Source organism: Nocardia sp. NPDC055050 (assembly GCF_053608345.1).
The window spans coordinates 1-18,585 of the sequence record NZ_JBSGVG010000015.1; the positions used below are offsets into that span (position 1 = coordinate 1).

Consider the following 18,585-nt stretch of genomic DNA (forward strand, 5'->3'; position numbering starts at 1 on the left):
CTGGTACTGCCACGCGGTGAGGATGAAGTCCTCATCGGGAGAGAGCTCGAGCTTCTTCTGTACCTGTACCGCGTCCATCCGCGTGACATTAGCGACAGGGCCCGACAAGCAACGGCGGATCCGAACAAACGCAGGACGGGACACAGGCGAGGGGGCCGGTGGGGCCACGGAAAGAACGCGGGTGCCTACCTCACGCATCACTCGGCTAACAGTCCCGACGAGTCCGAGTTCGATGAGGTTGGATGCTCTGCAGAACGGTAGGCAGGATGGAGGGTCTCCTCAGATCACAGGCCTCGACCCGCGCGCACTGTGGCCAGCACCTTCCAAGCCTGTAGTGCCGCACCGAGATCGCGTACTGCGGCGGGGTCGGTGAGGGAGCGGCCGGTGAGTTTCTCGATGTGGCGGAGGCGGTAGCGCACTGTGTTCGCGTGCAGGTAGAGGCGTTCGCCGGTGGTGGCCGCGGAACCACCTGCGGTGAACCAGGTTTCGAGGGTTTCCAGGAGGCGATGGTGGTCGTCGTGGGGGAGGGCGAGCACCTCGTGTAGGCGCAGGTCGACCATGCGCGCAGCCTCCAGTGGCGCGGCGGCGACCACCATGCCCAGCGGATTGTCGTCGAATCGGGCGACGCCGGAGGTGTGATCGCCGAGGCCGACCACCGCGAGCCGGGCGAAATGCAGCGCCTGCGGGGTGTCGGTGAGTGACTCGTACGGTGGGCTCATGCCGACGCGCGCTCGGAATTTGCGCAGCGTGGCCAGCGTGGTGGACTCCTGATTCGCCGGGAGCGCGAGAACGCCGATCTGCTGATCCGGGCGGAGTCGCCAAGCGGAGATGATCTGCGCACGGCGCAACTCGGTTTCGATGCCGGGCAGCGCCTCCCGGCCCGCGGCGCTGACCTCCGCGGCGACCACCACGTAGCGTCCCCGCGGCGGCAGCCCGAGAACGCGCGTGGCCTCGCCGAGGGTGGCCGGGTCGGCGATGACGCCGGTGAACAACGCCTCGACCAGCACCGACCGCTCGTGCTCGCGCTGCAGCACGAGTTCTGAGCTCATCTCCCGGTAGGCGGCCGCGACGGCGACGGAGTACTCGCCTGCCAGCGCCCACACCTCGGCCGCCAGATCGACGAGGACGGCGTCGGTGACCGCCGGATGCCGTCTGGCTTCGGCGACCAGTTCCGACCACAGGAATTCGAAGCCGATCCGGAAGGCGTGCAGGGTCTCGGCCAGCGGCACACCCTGCTGGGCGCGCAGCCTGCCGGTTTCCTTCGGCGGCTCGGGATCCACCGGTTCGGCGGTGGTGAAGTGCTGCACCATCAGCGTCAGATTGCGGGTGCAGGAGGTGCGGATCGTGTCGAACGGAACCTGGTTCTCGTTGCGGTAGGTCTCGAGTTCGTCGACGAATCGCCGGGCCAGCTGCAGTCCGAGATCGTCGATGCGCGCGAGCAGCGCCGCCGCGACGTCGACGATCGGGCTCGGTGGCGATGTTCGGACCATTTCCGCAGCTTACCGGGGGTGCGGTTGTTCCCGCGGACAATGCTTTCGCGGCGATGTTGTCCGGCGATCCATGGGATCGCGGTCACAGCGGTGCGACGATTTTCGCGTTGTCGACCGCTTTCGTCCCCGAGGATCTGCCGATGCCCGCTCTGAGCGAGAACCTGCTCCACTCCGCCCTGCGCCACCCGAACCGGCCTGCGCTGCGCTCGGGTACGACCGTGCTGACCTACGCGGAACTCGAGGAGCGCACTGCTCGGGTCGCCGCCTTTCTGCGCGAGCGTGGGATCGAGCCAGGGGATCGGGTGGCGCTGATGCTGCCGAACGTGCCGGAATTCGTCGTGCTGTACTACGGCATCCTGCGATCCGGCGCGGTGGTCGTGCCGATGAACCCGTTGCTCAAATCGCGCGAAGTTGCCTATTACCTGCGGGATTCAATGGCGGCGCTGTTGTTCGACTGGGTCGACGGGCCGGGTGAAGGTCCGCATGGCGCGCAGGAAGCCGGGTCCACGGCGCTCACCATCGACGCCGACCTCCTGGCCGAACTGCTCGCCGGGCACGACCCCCGCCGCGACGATCGCTCGATCACCGCCGAGGAACCGGCCGTGATCCTCTATACCTCCGGCACCACCGGCACGCCCAAAGGCGCCGCGCTGTCGCATTCCGGGTTGGTCCACAACGCCGACGTCTATTCCACGACCGTGCTCGATATCGGCACCGAGGATGTGATCCTCGGCTGCCTGCCGCTGTTCCACACCTTCGGCCAGACCTGCGCGATGAACGCGGCGATCCGCAGCGGCGCCTGCCTGACCCTGGTGCCGCGCTTCGAACCCGCGGCGGTCTTCGAGGCGATCGCGCGCGACGGTGTGACGGTGTTCGCCGGTGTGCCGACGATGTATTCGGCGCTGCTGCACGACTCCGGCGCCGCCGAGGCCGATGTCTCGACCTTGCGCCGCTGCGTCTCCGGTGGCGCCTCGCTGCCGGTGGAGCTGTTGCACGGCTTCGAACAGCGTTTCAGCTGTGTGATTCTCGAAGGATACGGGTTGTCGGAGACCAGTCCGGTGGTCGCGTTCAACCATGCGGGACAGCCACGCAAACCAGGCTCGATCGGTACGCCGATCCGCGACGTCGAGGTCGAACTCGTCGACAGCATCGACGGAATCGGCGAGATCGTGGTGCGCGGCCCCAACGTGATGCTGGGGTACTGGCGCCGACCCGCCGACACCGCCACGGCGATCCCCGACGGCTGGTTTCGCACCGGTGACCTCGCCCGTCGCGACGAAGACGGCTACCTCTACATCGTCGACCGCAAGAAGGACATGATCATCCGCGGCGGCTACAACGTGTATCCGCGCGAGATCGAAGAGGTGCTCTACGAGCATCCCGAGATCACCCAGGCCGCGGTCATCGGGATCGCCGACGCGCATCTGGGCGAGGAGATCGTGGCCGCCGTCGCCCTGCGCGTCGGCGCGAGCACGACCGGCGAGCAGATCCAGGAATTCGTCCGGGATCGGGTCGCGGCCTACAAATACCCGCGGCAGGTGTGGCTACTCGACGCCCTGCCGACCGGGCCGACCGGCAAGATCCTCAAACGCGCCATCACCGGTCCGTGAAAGCCGCTGTCGCACAACACTGTCCGCACATCACACAGGAGTGATCCATGTTCAGCTACCCCAGCAGTGACGGCACCACCATCCACGTCCGGTCCTGGCTGCCCGCCGGCGACGACGTCACCGGCGTGGTCCAGATCGCGCACGGCATGGGAGAACATGCCGCGCGCTACAGCCATCTCGCCGAACGTCTCGTGGCGCTCGGCTACGCCGTCTACGCAGCCGACCATCGCGGACACGGACACAGCATGGCCGGTACACCCGGTGACCTCGGCGACAACGGCTGGAATCTGCTCGTCGAGGACATGGCGGCGCTCACCACGATCCTGCGCGAGATCCATCCCGATCGGCGCGTGGTGTTGTTCGGGCACAGCCTCGGCTCGTTCGCGGTCCAGCAGTACCTGCTCGATCACGACGCGCTGGTCGATGCCGCGGTCCTGTGCGGTACCACCGCGGTGGATGAACTGTTCGTCGAGATCGCCGCCGCCGACGGCGATCTGCTCGCCCTGTTCAACCGGGAGTTCCAGCCGACCCGCACGCCCGCCGACTGGCTCAGCCGCGACGAGGCCCAGGTCGATGCCTACCTGGCCCACCCGTGGTGCGGGTTCGAGATCGACGCGGTGAATATGGCATCGCTGGCGAAGCTGGGCAACGAACGGCTCGCCCGGCCCCGCGGCATCCGGACCGACCTGCCGCTGTATGTCATGGTCGGCGGCAGTGACCCGCTCAATGACGGTGCGCGACTCAGTGATCTGCAGGTGCGGCGTTACCGCGACGCGGGGCTCAGCGACATCACCTACCGCGTGTACCCGAACGCCCGCCACGAAATCCTCAACGAGATCAATCGCGACGAGGTGGAGAACGAACTCATCGCGTGGATCTCGCGGGACCGCGTTCCGGCGATCTAGGTGCCGGCGCGTCGATCCGAACGACCACGGCACTTCGATGTCGAGATCGATACCGAAGTGCCGTCGTGGTCGGTCGGGGGCGGAACTCAGTGCGCAGCAGCGACTTCCGGTGCGGGAACCACGCTGAGCAGAGCGTCGACGACGGTGTCGATCAACGCGTCGGCGCGTTCGGGCGACAGGAGTCCGTCGATGTAGCCGAGATTCAGCGACAACGCGTCGGTGCCGTGACCGACGGTCAGCATCATCAGACCACTGATCGACATGCCGGAGACGACTTCGGCGCCGGAGACCTCCCAGTTGCCGATACGGGCAGGGAAGTCACGAGTGTCGACGAAGGTCAGGCACAGATTGCCCGGCCCGCGGGCGTCCAGCAGGCCGACCACCTTGTCCGGTTGCGCCGGTGTCTTGGGCAGCATGAATCCGATTCCACCCAGGTTGGCCAGGTGCTGGCGCTGTTCGATACGACTCGCGAAGTCGGTGGCGAAGTCGGTGGCCGTCTGCCACAGCGGTTGTCCCGCCGGTGTGGGAAGGGCGATCATCGCCTGGTAAGCGCCGGTGTGGGTGGCGTCGAGCGGTCGCTCGAGCTGCTCGCGGAACAGCACCGAGACACCGACCGGGAAGTGGGCTCGCGGTGCATCGGCGTCGTTTCCGGCGGCGCGCGCGAGTGCGGCGGCGACCAGACCCGACAGTGGTACGTCGCGTGTGGCGCAGGCGTCGAGGAGTGCCTGGTACTGGGTCCCGTCCACCACTCGCCGCGTCAGCTTGGTGAAACGCTGCGCAGGTGCAACTTCGGTGCCCGCGCTGACTCGCACCGGCTTGACCCGCAGATCGCGCACCCCGTCGGCCGCCAGCCGGGCGATGGCCTTGCGCTTGCCTCGCCAGCCTTGGAAAGGCCGGGGGAACAACGCTTCCGGCGCGGGTGGCGCGGGCACTTCGGCAACCCAGCCGCCGGTTTCGGCGGCGAGCTCGAGCACCTGCCGGGCGAACGACAGCACGGTTACCGCGTCGGCGATGGTGTAGGTGGAGGTCAGCACGAGGTCGTGGACGTCCGGTGCGACGGTGATCAAGGTGGCGCGCAGCAGCGGTGCCTCTGCTTCGAATCGTGTCCGCAACTCGGCGTCGACCTCGGCGACCCAGTCCTCGGATATCACCTCGCGCAACGGAATCGGGGCAATCGCGACCGGGACGAAGCGTGGATTGCGGCCGTCATCGCTGCGCACTTCGGCATGCAGCATCGGATGCCGCCGAGTCAGCGCGGCCAGACCGGCACGGACCGTATCGGCGTCGAGGTCGCCGGTGACGCGCACTCGCGAGACGATGTGCAGCGGCGCCACCTGATCCACGGTCCAGTGCCAGCGTTCCAGCGTGGACAACGGCCGCGGCAGCGCGGCGACCGACTCGAGGTCGCCCAGCCCGGGCCACGTCATCGGTTCGGCGAGACTGGCCTGCAGTTTCGCTTCGACGCTCTTGACGATGAAGCCGTCGCGAACGACGATCAGCGCACGATTGCGGGTCTGTTCGAGGCGGCCCAGCTTGCGGGATCCGTCGACGAGCATCGTGGTGCGCGGAATCCGCCGCTGTTCGTAGACCCGCAGTCCGGCCGCAGCGTCGTCGTGGGTGGCCAGCGCGTGCGCGAGCACCACCGCGTCCTCGATCGCCGAGTTCGCGCCCTGCCCCAGACTGGGCAGCATCGGGTGGGCGGCGTCGCCGAGCAGGGTCACCCGGCCGCTGCCCCACGCGGTCAGCGGCGGGCGGTCCTGAGCGGGCAGTGCGAGAATGTCCGATTCCGGTGTGGCGGTGATGATCTCGGTGATCTCGGGCGCCCAACCCGTGAATCTGGCGAGCAGATCGTCTTTGCCGTGCGGCCAGTCCGCGGCCTGCTCGGCGGTGGTGGTCAGGGTGGCCCACCAGTAGACATTGCCGTGTCCGATGTCGTGGATGCCGAAGCGCATGCCCCTGCCCCAGTAGTGGATCGAGGCGCCGGGCTCGATCGCTGGGTGCGCGAACGGCACCAGCGCCAGCCAGCACACGAACTTGCCCGGCCGCGGAGCCTCGGCGCCGTGCAGCTGGGCGCGGATCGCGGAGTTGATTCCGTCCGCGCCGATCAGCACATCGGCGCTCAGGGTGCGGCCGTCGGTGAACTCGACCTGCACCGCGTCGGCGGTCTCGGTGAACGCGACCGCCTCGGCGCCGAGCTCTACCCGCAGGTCGTCGCCGCAGGCTGCCAGCAGCACGTCGTGGAGGTCTTTGCGGGCGAGTGCGACCGCGGGAGCGCCCAATTCGGCGTCGATGCCGGACACGTCGATGCGTCGCATGTCCGAACCGCCGGGCCGGCGAAAGGTGAACGATCGCGCCTGTGCGCCCGCTCGGAGCAGTTCCTCGTCGATGCCGAGATCGAGGGTGCGCAGGGCGTTCATCGCGTTCGACTGCACCGACAGACCGAATCCGGCCGCGCGCAGTTCCGGGCCGCGCTCGCACAGCACGACATCGATTCCGGCCCGGCGCAGGGCCGCGGCGGCGGTGAGACCGCCGATGCCTGCGCCGACCACTAGTGCCGACTTCACGGGTGAGTTCACTGGATTTCCTTGCTGTGTCGCGGGATTCGTCAGAGTCATGATGCGGTCGCTGCCGCTTGTTCGAGCAATCGAGCCAGTCGGGCGGCCACCTCGGCGACGTGCGGGGACTGGATCAACGTCAGATGATCACCCGGTACCTCGACGACCTCGAGATGTCCTGCCGCGTAGGCATCCCAGCCGTTGGTCGGGTCTCGGTGCAGTGTGCCCGCCCGATCATGGGCGGGACGAAGCACCTGCGGCAGCGGCAGCGCGGCGCGCAACAGGGTGATGTCGCCGTCATAAGCCTGCGGCCGGTAGGCGTCGATCGCGCGCCACCCCGCCACGAACACCTCGAACAACCGCCGGACCAGCGCACGGGATCCGGTCGGCGGCAGCACGCCCGCTTCGACGGCGGTGGCGAGGATGAAGTCGAAGACGGAGTCGTCGGTGTCGAGCTCCTGCGGGATCTCGATCACCGCGGTGTCGGCGCCGCGCGCCAGCCACAGCAGTTCCCACAGGAAGAACTCGTAGAGCGCGTGTTCGGGCACCGGCATGCCGTCGCCGTGGCGCACCGTCATGGTGTCGATCAGCGCCAGGGTGCCCACCTCGTGACCGGCCTCGGACAGTTGGCGCGCCATTTCGAAGGCGACCATCCCGCCCAGTGACCAGCCGCCCAGATGATAAGGCCCCGCCGGTTGGACACGGCGCAGTGCCGCGATGTAATTGCTCGCCATCTCCGCGATGGATTCGGCCGGGGTGCTGCCCGTCTCGAGACCCGCGGCCTGCAGGCCGTACAGCGGCAGCCCATCGGGTAGGTGTTTGCTCAATTCGATGTAGCAGAGCACATTTCCGCCGATCGGGTGCACGAGGAACAGCGGTGTCCCGGTACCCGGTCGCAGGAGCACCAGCGGATCGACACCCGCCTCGGCACGTTCGTCGAGCTGCGCGGCCAGGGCGGCGACTGTGGGGCCGGTAGCCAGGGTGGAGACCGGCAGCGACACCCCGTAGCGCTGTTCGATGGACACGATCAGGCGCATCGCGGTCAGGGAAGTACCGCCGAGAGCGAAGAAGTCGTCGTGCACGCCGATTTCGGGCAGGCCGAGTGCTTCGGCCATCAGCGCCGCCAGCCCTGATTCCGCGGGCGTGCGCGGGCGAACCCGGCCCGCCGAGGTGGCGGCGGGCAGTGCCGTTGCGGCCAGGACCGCGTCGGCCCGCTTGCCGCTCGGAGTCAGTGGCATCGCGTCGAGCCAGACCAGCCGACTGGGAATCATGTAGTCCGGCAACCATTCCCGCAGTGCGGCGGCGATCTCCGCCTCGTCGGCACCGGCACGGGAGCCGACCAGGAACGCCACCAGTACGGTGTGGGCGCTGGAGGCCCCTGCGACGGTGGTGTGCGCCACCACGGCGACTTCGCTGACGCCGGGCAGCTCCGCGGTGACGCGGTGCAGCGCCAGCTCGACTTCCATCGGTTCCACCCGGTGACCGCGGATCTTGACCTGTCCACCACGGCGACCGTCACTGATCACCTCGCCGCCGGGCAGCCGGCGACCGATATCGCCGGTCCGGTACAGCCGGCGCGGCGGTGCGAACGGGTGCGGAACGAAGGCGGCCTCGGTGAGATCGGGCCGGTGCTCGTAGCCGTCGGCGAGGGCGGCGCCGCCGAGGTAGATCTCGCCGGGCACGTGGTCGGGAACCGGGCGCAGCCGGTCGTCGAGGACGAGGATCTCCACGCTGTCGATGGCGGTGCCGATCGGTGGCAGCACCGGGAACAGCGCCGGGTCGCCGGTCATCGTGTATCGGGTGGCGACATGGGTTTCGGTGGGGCCGTACTGGTTCTCCAGCAGCACTTCGGTCCCTGCCGCGCACAGCGCCCGGATCTCGTCGGTGACGCGGAGTTGCTCGCCGGAGGAGATGATCACCCGCAGCCCGGTCGGTGCCGTGCCGAGCCGGATCGCGGCCTCGGCCAGTTGCTGCAAGGCCACATAGGGCAGGAAGATCCGTTCGGTGCCGGTGCTGGTGAGTACGCGGGCCAGGGCAGGTAGATCGCGGCGCTGCTCCTCGCTCAGCACGATGAGGCGACCCCCACCGCACAGCGTCGAATAGATCTCCTGGAATGACACATCGAACGACAAGGGGGCGAATTGCGTGGTCGCCGGGGCCCGTTCGGCACCGGGGAGAACTCCGCTGGTGGCCGAGAGCTGCCAGCGGATCAGGTTGGCGAGCGCGCGATGCGGCATGGCCACACCCTTCGGCGTCCCGGTGGAGCCGGAAGTGAACAACACGTACGCGGTGGCCTCGGGATCGCTCGCCGGCAGTTCGGCGGTGATTCCGGGTGCGAGCAGTTCGTCGAGGGTGAGTCGCGAATACCGGGTTGGTACCAGAGTCTCGTGGCCGGCGCCGGTGATCACCGCGAACGGCTGTGCCTGGTCCAGCATCGCGTGCAGGCGCGAGGTCGGATAGCTGACATCGAGCGGCACGCAGGCCGCGCCCGCCTTGGCGATTCCCAGAACTGTCGCGATCTGCTCGGGTGATCGGTCCACGGCCACCGCGATGCGGTCGCCCTGGCGTGCCCCGCGCGCCACCAGTGTTGCCGCCACCCGATTGGATAGGGTGAGCAACTCCGCGTATGTCATTGCCCGACTGCCGACTTCGACGGCAATCGCATCGGGTGTGCGGGCCGCGCGGGCATCGAAGAGGTCGATCACCGTGCCAGAGGCAGGTGCGGCGACCAGCGTCTCCGGGGAGGGAGCCAGCGAGCCGAAGTCCACTGTGGCCGAGGGATCGCCGGTGAGCAGGTCGAGGACGCGCAGGTAGGTTTCACCGATGCCGACCAGCTGGTCGCGGGTGTAGGTCGCGGGGTCGCCGTCGACGCGCAGTGCCAGCGTTCCGTCGAGCGGGTTGCGGATCACGTTCACCAGCAGCGCGAAGTTGGTGTCCTCGCGAATGTCGATGCCGAGCAAGGTCACGTCCAGCGCGTCCATGGCCGCGCCCGCGGCATGGAAGTGGACATAGTTGAACGCGGTGTCGACGACCACGCCTACTTCGCGCTGGATGTCGGTGAGCGGGAACCGCTTGTGCTGTGCGCTGTTGCGCTCGCGCTCGAAGACACCGGTGAGCACCTCACGCCCACTGCGGCCGCTGAAGTTCAACCGCAGTGGCATCGTGTTCAGGAACAGTCCGGCCATGCGCTCGGCATCGATGCGCTCGGGCCGCCCATGGGTGACGACGCCGGTGGTCACATCCGTGCGACCGGACAACAGGCCGACGGTGCACAGGTGTGCGGCCAGCAGGACTGCCTTGACCGGGATATGCGCGGCGGCGGCCACTTCGTCGGCGCGTGCCAGCAAGTCGGCGCCGACCGCAACCGGTACCGAAACACGGGCCTGCGCCGGGCCCGCGGTCGGTGTCGCATCCACGGGGACATGGGGGCGCAGTCCGGGGACACCGATCGTCTCCGCACCGTCCAACTCCCGTGCCCAGTACTCCCGATCGGCCGGATCGTCGAGCGAATCACGCTCGGCACGAACATATTCGGCGAAGGACGGAAGCTCGGCGGGGAACTCGCCCGCGCCCCGATAGTCCGCCAGCAGCTCCGAGATCAGCGTCGCCACACTCCAGCCGTCGAGGATGGCGTGGTGGAACGCCAGCACCAGCTCGATCCGGTCGGCGAGCCGGTACACCGTGAGATCGAACAGGCCCGGCTGGTCGAAGTCGTACCGGCGCAGGCGTCGTTGCTCGATATGGTCACGAATCAATGCCTCGGCCTGGTCGGCTTCGGTCGCGCGCAGGTCGACGATCGTCAACGGGGGATCGAGGTGGGCGTGCACGAGTTGCAGCGGCTCGGAGTAGCCGGCGAGCTCGAAGGAGGTGCGCAGCATCGGATGCCGGGCGACCGATCGCGACGTCGCGGCACGCAGTGCTGCCTCGTCCCACGGCATCCGCAGCGAATACCGGAAGACATCGTGGTAGAGCGAAGATTCGGCACGTTCGCGGCTGTGGAACAGCATGCCCAGCTGCAACCTGGTCAACGGGTACGCGTCCACCACATGCCGTAGGCGGGCTCGGTCGATCCCGGCCACCAGTTCGAACGGGGCGAGGGCGGTCGCGGCGACAGCACCGGTGCCCGCCCGCTCGGCCAGTTCGGCGATGGTGGGGCATTCGGCGATGTCACGAGCGCTGATCACCAGCCCCCTGGCCTCGGCCCTGGCTCGCACACGCAGCAGCAGAATCGAGTCGCCACCGAGGTCGTAGAAATTGTCGAACACCGATACCGACTCGCGGTCGAGCACCTCGCGCCAGATGAGCGCCAACTGTTCCTCGACCGGTGTGCGGGGTGCGGTGTGCTCGACGGTCGAGTTCTCGGCGGTGATCGCCGCGAGCGCGGCGCGGTCGGCCTTGCCGCTCGGGGTCAGCGGGATCGCGTCGACGCGAACGAACAGCGACGGAATCATGAACTCCGGCAATGTCTTCGACAAGGCAGCACGCAGTGCTGCGGGCTCCGGTGCGGATGCCGCCACGCAGTAGGCGGCCAGATAGGTGGCGCGGTCGGGGGCAGCCCGGTCGATGACCGTGGCGGCGGTGATGCCGGGCAGTGCGGCCAGTGCGTTCTCGACCTCGCCCAGCTCGACCCGGTTGCCCCGGATCTTCACCTGCCGGTCGATGCGTCCCAGGTACTCCAGTTCACCGTCGGCGAGGCGGCGAGCCAGATCGCCGGTGCGATACATCCGCTCGCCCGGGTGGAACGGGTCGGCGACGAATTTCTCCGCCGTCAATTCCGGGCGATCGCGGTAGCCCCGCGCCAGACCGGCTCCGGCAATGCACAATTCGCCCGCGACGCCGACCGGTTGAGGCTGGTCGGACGGGCCGAGCACGTACAGGCGGGTGTTGTCGATCGGTCGGCCGATCGGTACCCGGGTCACCGTTCGGGCCGGGTCGACCGGGCAGTCGTAATAGGACACGTCCACGGTGGCCTCGGTCGGGCCGTACAGGTTGACCAGGCGTGGCGCGCGGGCACCGAGCCCGGCGAAAGTCTGATTCCACCGGTTGACCTGATGGGGGAGCAGCGCCTCACCACTGCAGAACACCGTCCTCAGACCGGCGGCCTCGTCCACCGCGGTCGGGTCGGACTCGAGCAGATCCAGGAAGGGCGTCAGCATCGACGGCACGAAATGCATGACCGTGACACCGAAGTCGGCGACGGCGGCGAGCAGTTCACGGGGATCCTTCTCACCGCCCGGCCGCAGCAGCGCCACCTGGGCACCCTCGAGCGCCCACCAGAACAGCTCCCACACCGACACGTCGAACGAGGACGGCGTCTTCTGCAGGATCACATCGGTGGGGCCCAGCGGATACTGCCGCTGCATCCAGCCGATCCGGTTGAGCACCGAATGATGCTCGACCACCACACCTTTGGGACGACCGGTGGAGCCGGATGTGTAGATCACGTAGGCCGGGTCGGTGCCGGTCGGGGCCGGAGTCCGCGCCGGGGTGTCCGTCGACCAGTTCTCTGGCGACAGCACGAGCCCGCCGGACATCTCGGTGTCGGTCAGCACCACCTTGGCGGCACTGTCGGCCAGCAGGTAGGCGATGCGGTCGGCAGGATAGCCGGGGTCGATCGGGACATAGGCGGCTCCGGCGTGCACAGCGCCCAGGATCGCGACGAGCATGTCCGGCCCGCGTTCGAGCAGCACCGCGACCAGATCGCCGGCCTCGACCCCGGAATCGCGGAGCACACCGGACAGGGCGGCGGCACGGTCGGCGAGCTCGCGGTAGGTGATCGAGGCGTCGGTCGCGGTGTGGACCGCCACCGCGTCCGGCGTGCGCTCGGCGTGAGCCATGATGCGGGCGATGACGGTGGTCTGGTCCTCGTAGGGGCGCGCCGTCGCGCGAGCACGGTCGACCAGCAGGTCGTGCTCGGCCGCCGACAACATCGGCAGCAGCGCCGGGTCGGTGTCGACAGCGTCGATCCCGGCGTGCAGCAACGCGATCAGGTGCTCGGCGACGGACTCGATCGGGTAGTCGGCATCGAAGATGTCGGCGGCGTGATCGAGGCGGATCAGCAGCGGCCCGTTGTCATCGATCTCCGAGATCGTCCAGGCCATCGCCAGCGGGCTGTACCCCTGGGAGGGTTGCTGTACTTCCTCGAGTCCGTCGATCAGGCCCGCGGCCGAGGGCAGGCGCGGGTAGGCGACCGTCACGTCGAACAGCTGTCTCGCCGGGTTGCCGAGGCGGCGCAGCTCACCCATGAGATCGCCGAGCGGATAACGCTCGTGCTGCTTCATGCGGCGCACATCGGCTTTCACCGTGGACACCAATTCGCGCACGGTGCGAGGGCCCGCTGTCCGGATGGACAGTGGCAGCGTGTTGGCGAAGTGACCGATGGTGGCCTGCTCGGTGGGGTTGGCGCGATTACCGAACGGGATGCCGATGGCGACCTCGTCGGTGCGCAGGACACGCGACAGGTAGAGGCCGAGCATCGCACAGAAATACGGGTACAGCGACAGCCCTGATTCGCGAATCCGGTTGACCAGCAAGCGATCCAGCGTGAACTCGTACGCCGTGACCGGTGCCAGCCCCTCGGTGGCGCGGGGCCGGTCGAACAGTGCGGGGGTGCTGGTGGTCAGCGCGGCGACCAGAGCGTCGCGGTCGAGCAGGTACTGATCGCTTGCCCGATAATCACGTTCGAACGGCAGGCATCCCAGAAACGAGGACCCTGGTAGCTCGATCGGATTCCCGGTCATCGTCGTGGCGTAGTCGGTGAGGATCTGAGCGCCGATATGGAACAGCCCGGTCGCGTCGGCGGCGACGTGGTGGGTGGTCAAGACCAGGTAGGTGGCCTCCGCGCCGACGCGGATGATGTGCGCCCGGAAGGGCACCGCCCCGGTGAGGTCGATCGCCGAACCGGTGAGCACCTCGATCCGGCGCTGCGCCTCGGCATGTGGATCGGGGGCAGCACCGACGTCGATGACCTGGACCTCCGGCATCGGGTCGGACGAGAGCTCCTGGTAGGGAACACCGTCGAGGACGCGGTACCGCAGCCGCAGACCGTCGTTGCGCGCCCAGGTCCGCTCGATCGCGGCGACCATCACGTCGACGTCGACGGCGAGGGAGAAGCGGCCGACCACGTTGGAGAGGTAGCTGGGCAGACCGGGAAAATGTTCCACGATCGTCCAGATGTCGCGCTGATAGGCAGTCAGTGGATGGCGCATGGAAACGGACATGGATATACCCCTGAGGTGAAGAGCTGAAATGTGCTCGATCGCGCGGCGCTGCAGCGATCCGAATTCCGTCCGGTGGCGGTCTTCGCCCGGCTGATCGGGCGATTCACGAGTGGTCCGTGCGCCCAAACGGCGCTCGTTTCACTGTGTCATTCGGGTTGGTCGATAGCCAATGTTGTTGTGCGGTAACGGAAGTCACTTATCGCGGAAATGGACCGGCGGAACGGCGGATTGTCCGGATATTTGGTCCTGTGAGACGAATACGGAGCCGAAGAATTGCACCGGGAGCCAAACCGCCGCGCAGGCGATCGGTCAGTTCTCACGCACGGCGATGTGACGATGGACTCGTCGCAGGAACGGCGGTGCCCACCAGTTCGCGGCGCCCAGCAGGCGCATGAAGGCAGGTACCAACACGCCCCGGACGACGGTCGCGTCCATCAGCACCGCCAGCGTCAAGCCCACGCCCATCAGCTTGGTGAACGCGACCTGTGAAAAGGCCAGCCCCACACAGACAATCGCCATCAGCGCGGCGGCCGCGGTGACGATGCGGCCGGTGCGCTCCAGTCCGTACGCGACCGCGTCGGCTGTCACACCGCGCGTCCGGTACTCCTCGGCGATCCGTGACAGCAGGAACACTTCGTAGTCCATCGACAATCCGAAGGCCAAGCAGAAGACGAGCACCGGTACGGGCGCGGCCAGATAGCCGATCTCGGTGAAATCGCCGACCAGCCATTTCAGATGCCCGTCCTGGAAGATGTAGACCATCGCGCCGAAGGTCGCCGACAAGCTCAACGTGTTGAGCAGCACCGCCTTCAACGGGATCACCACGCTGCCGGTGAACGCGAACAGCAACACCAGCATCGCGACCACGATGAGTGCGACCACCAGCGGCAGGCGCCCTGCCAATCCGGATTTGGTATCGGTGTTCTCGGCCGTGGCGCCGCCGACCAGCAGAGGCGCGGGCGAATCGGTCCGCCGGATGTCATCGAGCAAGGTTTCGGCTGCCGGCGAATACGGGTCGACGCCGGGGATCACCGTCAGATGTGCGCCCTCGGGCCCGGACTGGCCACGGACCAGCCGCACATGCGAGAGGTGCTGTATGCGTTGTGTCAGCTGGGCCAGTTCGTCCGCGCTGATCGGCCCGTCGACGACCACATCGAATCGGCCCGCCGAGGTCGCCGGGAATTCGGCGCGCAGCACGTCACCGACCTGACGGCTCTCCACCGTCACCGGCAATGCTCGGTCGTCGGTCAGTCCCAATCGCAACCCGGCGAACGGGACACCGAGCAAGACCACCACCAGCAGCGCGGCACCACCGAATACCCAGGGGCGCGCGGTGACTCGCCGTGCGGTGCGATACCAGAAACCGTTCTCGGGCCGCATCGGTGCTGGGTCGGCTCGCCCGCGTAGCCGCCGGAGGCCTCGACGCAGGTCGAGTGAGTCGATGCGGTGCCCGAACAACATGAGCAGGGCAGGCAGCAATGTCACGGTCGCGAGCGCGGCCAAGAGCGTCACCGACAGGCAGGCCGCGGCCAGTGAACGCAGGAACGGCATCGGGAACAGCAGCATCGCCAGCATCGCGATGACGATCGTGGCGGCCGAGAACAGCACCGTGCGCCCGGCGGTCAGCACGGTCACCCGCACCGCGGTCGGTACGTCGCGACCACCGTGGCGCTCTTCTCTGAATCGGCTGACCAGGAACAGGCTGTAGTCGATGCCGAGACCGAGTCCGAGCACCGTGGTCAGGTTCAGCGCATAGCTGGAAACCTGGGTGATCTCGGTGAGCAGACGCAGGATTCCGAAGGTGCCGATGATCGACACCACGCCGAGTACCAGCGGCAGCCCCGCGGCGATCAGACTGCCGAAGATCAGCACCAACAGCACCAGCAGGATCGGAATCGTCACTGCCTCACTGACTTTCATGTCATGCGACAGTTGTTCGGTGACATCGTGATAGCTCACCGCGGCGCCACCCAGCCGCAGGTGGAGCTCGCCGTAGTCCCGATCCCGGTAGCTGTCGATCAGCCGGGACACCACGGTGTCCACCACGATCTCGTCGCCGGGAACATCCACGGCGACCAGCGCCTTGCCGCGATCGGTAGTGCGAAGGAACTCTGGCGATCCGGTGGACCAGTACGAGCTCACCGAACGCACACCGGATACCGCGGCCAGCTCGGTGGTCAGCCGTAGACCGGTGGCGGCGACCGCGGGTGTATCGACGGTTCCTCCTGCGGCCGGAACATCGACCAGCACAATGACATTCGGTGTTCCTGTGGTGTACTCGTCCGCCAAGATCCGCGCGGCGCGCGCGGATTCGGCGTCCGCGTTCCAGAACCCGCCGCCGGACAATCGCTGCTGCAGCGAGGCGCCACCCGCACCCGCGAGAACGAGTAACAGCGTGATCACCGCGATCACGGTCTTCGGTCGACCAACAGCTGTCCGCGCGAGTACTCGCACCGTCCCTCATCTCATCGCGGGCCCCGCACGTGCACTCCGGCGCCGTCTTCATCGCGACGGCCATCACTACCGCCGCGACCCCGGGCATGGAGGGGGCGGCGCCGGTGCCATCCCGCGACCCGGGTCGAAGCAAGTATCGATGCGGCGAACGGCCCCTGTCACTGCATCCTCCGGAGAATTTCCGCCGGAGAACTTGTCGTAGCGACAGGATTCTGAGTTGGATTCGAGCGGCCCGCCGCTGTCAGTCGAGCACGTGCGAGCGGATGCCGGCTGCCCACTGCACGTATTCGACGTTCGTGCCGTCCGGGTGGCGCGCGTACACCACCCGACCTGTCGCCGAGACAATCGGTCCGCCGGTGATTTCGCCGCCGATGTCGGTGACGAACTGCCTCGCCGCGTCGAGGTCGTCCACGATCACCGGTCCGATGGTGTCGCGGTATGCGCTGACCGCGTCTTGCGGCCCGGCGATGACAAGGCCTACGCCCGACTCTTTGTCGCCTACCTCGAGCAAGCGCTAGTTGCATCGGTCGGTCGACGGCATCAGCTACAAGATGCTCACCCAGACGCTACGTGGGTTGGAAGCCGACGGAGTCGTTGCCCGCTACGACCACCACTCCGCCAACCCCCGCGTCGACTATTCGCTCACCGCGGCCGGGATCGACCTGCTCACGACCGTGCACGAACTGTGTGGCTGGTCGCGCACGCACCTGGAGTCACTGCTCGCCGCCCATCCCACCGCGGACCCTCGCTGACCGATCACTGTGCACCCCGAACCACGGCTCAAGCCGGGACGTACTCGGCTGCCACGTCGAGAATCCAGGTGACGTCGAAGCGATCGCTCAGCATCCCGAAGGCGGGCGCCCACTGAGCTGGGCCGAATGCCTCGATCACCGTCGCGCCCTCGGCGAGGCGTTCCCACAGCGCGCCGACCTCCTCGACGGTCTCGCCGCGCACCGAAAGGAAGAACCGCTCCTCGGTGATGGTGGTGCCGTTGTCGCGGCGGGTGGTGGGCGCGGCCGCAGCGGCAGGGGAGTCGTGGCCGGGCACGTCGTAGGCCATGACCCGGAATCCGTTGTCGGCAATGACCTGACCGAACACCACCTTGGCGGCGTCGGGCAGTTCGGTCGGCATGCCGAAGTCGGCGTAGGTGGCGAGGGTCAGCCGGCCACCGAATACCGACTGGTAGAACTCCAGGGCCGCACGGGCCTGGCCGTGGAAATTCAGGTGGGCAACAGTATTGACCGTCATGTCTGATCAGTGTCCCTTCGAGTGGTGTGCGCCGCCGGGGGGCGACGAATTCCACACTGTCACCGGTAGCGGACAGGGAATGTCCGCTACTCCTGGCAATCTGGAACCATGCCGACATCGACTTCGACGGCGACTTCGCGCCGCCTGCTCTCACTGCTGTCTTTGCTGCAGGTCCGCAGGGACTGGCCAGGAGCTCTATTGGCCGAGCGGCTCGACGTCAGCGCACGCACGGTGCGCCGCGACGTCGACCGTCTGCGCGAGCTCGGCTATCCCATCCAGGCGATCAAGGGCCCCGAGGGCGGCTACCGGCTGGAGGCAGGCAGTGAACTACCGCCGCTGTTGTTCGACGACGAGCAAGCCGTCGCGCTCGCGGTGGCGTTGCGCATCGCGGTCGGGACCGGGGCGGGCATCGAAGAAGGCGCCGCGCGAGCCCTCGCCACCGTGCGACAGGTCCTACCGGCGAGGTTGCGGGCGCGAGTCGACGCGCTCGAGCTCGCCGCGAGCGGTGCCGATATCCAAGTCGACACCCGAATTCTGGTGGAACTGAGCACCGCGATTCGATCCGCGGCGGAGGTGCGCTTCGACTATCAGGGGTCTGCACACACAACCGAGTTGCGCGCGCCGCGCCGCGTCCAACCCCATCATCTCGTGGTTCGGAACGGGCGTTGGTACCTGATCGGCTGGGATCCCGAGCGCGCGGGCTGGCGGAGCTTTCGCGTCGATCGGATGAGTTTGCGCATCCCCCACGGCCCGCGCTTCGCAGCTCGGGAGTTACCAGGTGGAGACGTCGTCACGTTTCTCTCCGCGCGGTTCAAAGGCTCTGAGAGGGCTGATGTCTGGCCGTGCAACGGTGAGGTAATCCTCGATCTTCCCGCCACCCGGGTCGCTCCGTTCGCCGGTGAAGCAGTCGTGGAGGCGCTGGGCGAGGGGCGCACCAGGCTGTCGATGGGTTCGTGGTCCTGGGCGGCGCTCGCCGCGGCACTGGCGCGTTTCGACACCGACATCGAGGTCATCGGCCCCCCAGCGCTACGCGATGCCTTCGCGGCGCTGTCCCGTCGCGCCGAGCGGGCCGCGCGGGCGCCGTCGGTGTGATCAGGCCGCCG

10 protein-coding genes are annotated in these 18,585 nt (G+C 67.8%); 4 read left to right on the top strand and 6 right to left on the bottom strand.

The features are described from left to right. Window positions 1-284 precede the first annotated feature (284 nt). Window positions 285-1,490 carry a PucR family transcriptional regulator gene (locus tag ACWGCN_RS17740; RefSeq protein WP_452458347.1) on the bottom strand — a complete coding sequence of 402 codons (1,206 nt, stop codon included), beginning with the start codon at window positions 1,488-1,490 and terminating at the stop codon, window positions 285-287. A 140-nt stretch (window positions 1,491-1,630) separates the two neighbouring features. Here ACWGCN_RS17740 and ACWGCN_RS17745 point away from each other — a divergent pair, with 140 nt between their 5' ends. Together ACWGCN_RS17745 and ACWGCN_RS17750 are read left to right on the top strand one after the other, a co-directional pair. Continuing rightward, the gene (locus tag ACWGCN_RS17745; RefSeq protein ID WP_452458348.1) at window positions 1,631-3,100 is read left to right on the top strand and encodes a long-chain-fatty-acid--CoA ligase; all 1,470 of its coding nucleotides are present in this window, start codon (window positions 1,631-1,633) and stop codon (window positions 3,098-3,100) included. A gap of 47 nt (window positions 3,101-3,147) precedes the next feature. Next, complete coding sequence (locus ACWGCN_RS17750; RefSeq protein ID WP_452458349.1) at window positions 3,148-4,005, top strand: alpha/beta fold hydrolase; 858 nt, start codon at window positions 3,148-3,150, stop codon at window positions 4,003-4,005. 86 nt (window positions 4,006-4,091) lie between these two features. Here ACWGCN_RS17750 and ACWGCN_RS17755 read toward each other — a convergent pair whose 3' ends face one another. The 4 genes from ACWGCN_RS17755 to ACWGCN_RS17770 all read right to left on the bottom strand — a co-directional run bounded on the left by ACWGCN_RS17755 (window position 4,092) and on the right by ACWGCN_RS17770 (window position 16,646). Then, window positions 4,092-6,581, bottom strand: a complete 2,490-nt coding sequence (locus ACWGCN_RS17755) for an FAD-dependent monooxygenase (protein WP_452458350.1) — start codon at window positions 6,579-6,581, stop codon at window positions 4,092-4,094. 35 nt (window positions 6,582-6,616) lie between these two features. Beyond that, complete coding sequence (locus ACWGCN_RS17760; RefSeq protein ID WP_452458351.1) at window positions 6,617-13,780, bottom strand: amino acid adenylation domain-containing protein; 7,164 nt, start codon at window positions 13,778-13,780, stop codon at window positions 6,617-6,619. A gap of 309 nt (window positions 13,781-14,089) precedes the next feature. Continuing rightward, window positions 14,090-16,183, bottom strand: a complete 2,094-nt coding sequence (locus ACWGCN_RS17765; protein WP_452458352.1) for an MMPL family transporter — start codon at window positions 16,181-16,183, stop codon at window positions 14,090-14,092. 292 nt (window positions 16,184-16,475) lie between these two features. Continuing rightward, entirely contained in the window at window positions 16,476-16,646 is a 171-nt protein-coding gene (locus ACWGCN_RS17770) for a VOC family protein (protein ID WP_379318691.1), read from the bottom strand. 106 nt (window positions 16,647-16,752) lie between these two features. On the opposite strand from ACWGCN_RS17770, the gene ACWGCN_RS17775 reads away from it, so the two are divergent. Next, window positions 16,753-16,986, top strand: a complete 234-nt coding sequence (locus ACWGCN_RS17775; protein ID WP_387448362.1) for a winged helix-turn-helix transcriptional regulator — start codon at window positions 16,753-16,755, stop codon at window positions 16,984-16,986. Between the two features lie 28 nt (window positions 16,987-17,014). Here ACWGCN_RS17775 and ACWGCN_RS17780 read toward each other — a convergent pair whose 3' ends face one another. Continuing rightward, window positions 17,015-17,482, bottom strand: a complete 468-nt coding sequence (locus tag ACWGCN_RS17780) for a VOC family protein (protein ID WP_378990393.1) — start codon at window positions 17,480-17,482, stop codon at window positions 17,015-17,017. A gap of 108 nt (window positions 17,483-17,590) precedes the next feature. On the opposite strand from ACWGCN_RS17780, the gene ACWGCN_RS17785 reads away from it, so the two are divergent. After that, window positions 17,591-18,574 carry a helix-turn-helix transcriptional regulator gene (locus tag ACWGCN_RS17785; RefSeq protein ID WP_452458353.1) on the top strand — a complete coding sequence of 328 codons (984 nt, stop codon included), beginning with the start codon at window positions 17,591-17,593 and terminating at the stop codon, window positions 18,572-18,574. Window positions 18,575-18,585 lie beyond the last annotated feature (11 nt).

Coding starts and splice junctions, on each gene's coding strand:
- ACWGCN_RS17785 (WP_452458353.1), top strand. CDS start 17,591: ATGCCGACATCGACTTCGACGGCGACTTCGCGCCGCCTGCTCTCACTG.
- ACWGCN_RS17760 (WP_452458351.1), bottom strand. CDS start 13,780: ATGTCCGTTTCCATGCGCCATCCACTGACTGCCTATCAGCGCGACATC.
- ACWGCN_RS17745 (WP_452458348.1), top strand. CDS start 1,631: ATGCCCGCTCTGAGCGAGAACCTGCTCCACTCCGCCCTGCGCCACCCG.
- ACWGCN_RS17780 (WP_378990393.1), bottom strand. CDS start 17,482: ATGACGGTCAATACTGTTGCCCACCTGAATTTCCACGGCCAGGCCCGT.
- ACWGCN_RS17740 (WP_452458347.1), bottom strand. CDS start 1,490: ATGGTCCGAACATCGCCACCGAGCCCGATCGTCGACGTCGCGGCGGCG.
- ACWGCN_RS17750 (WP_452458349.1), top strand. CDS start 3,148: ATGTTCAGCTACCCCAGCAGTGACGGCACCACCATCCACGTCCGGTCC.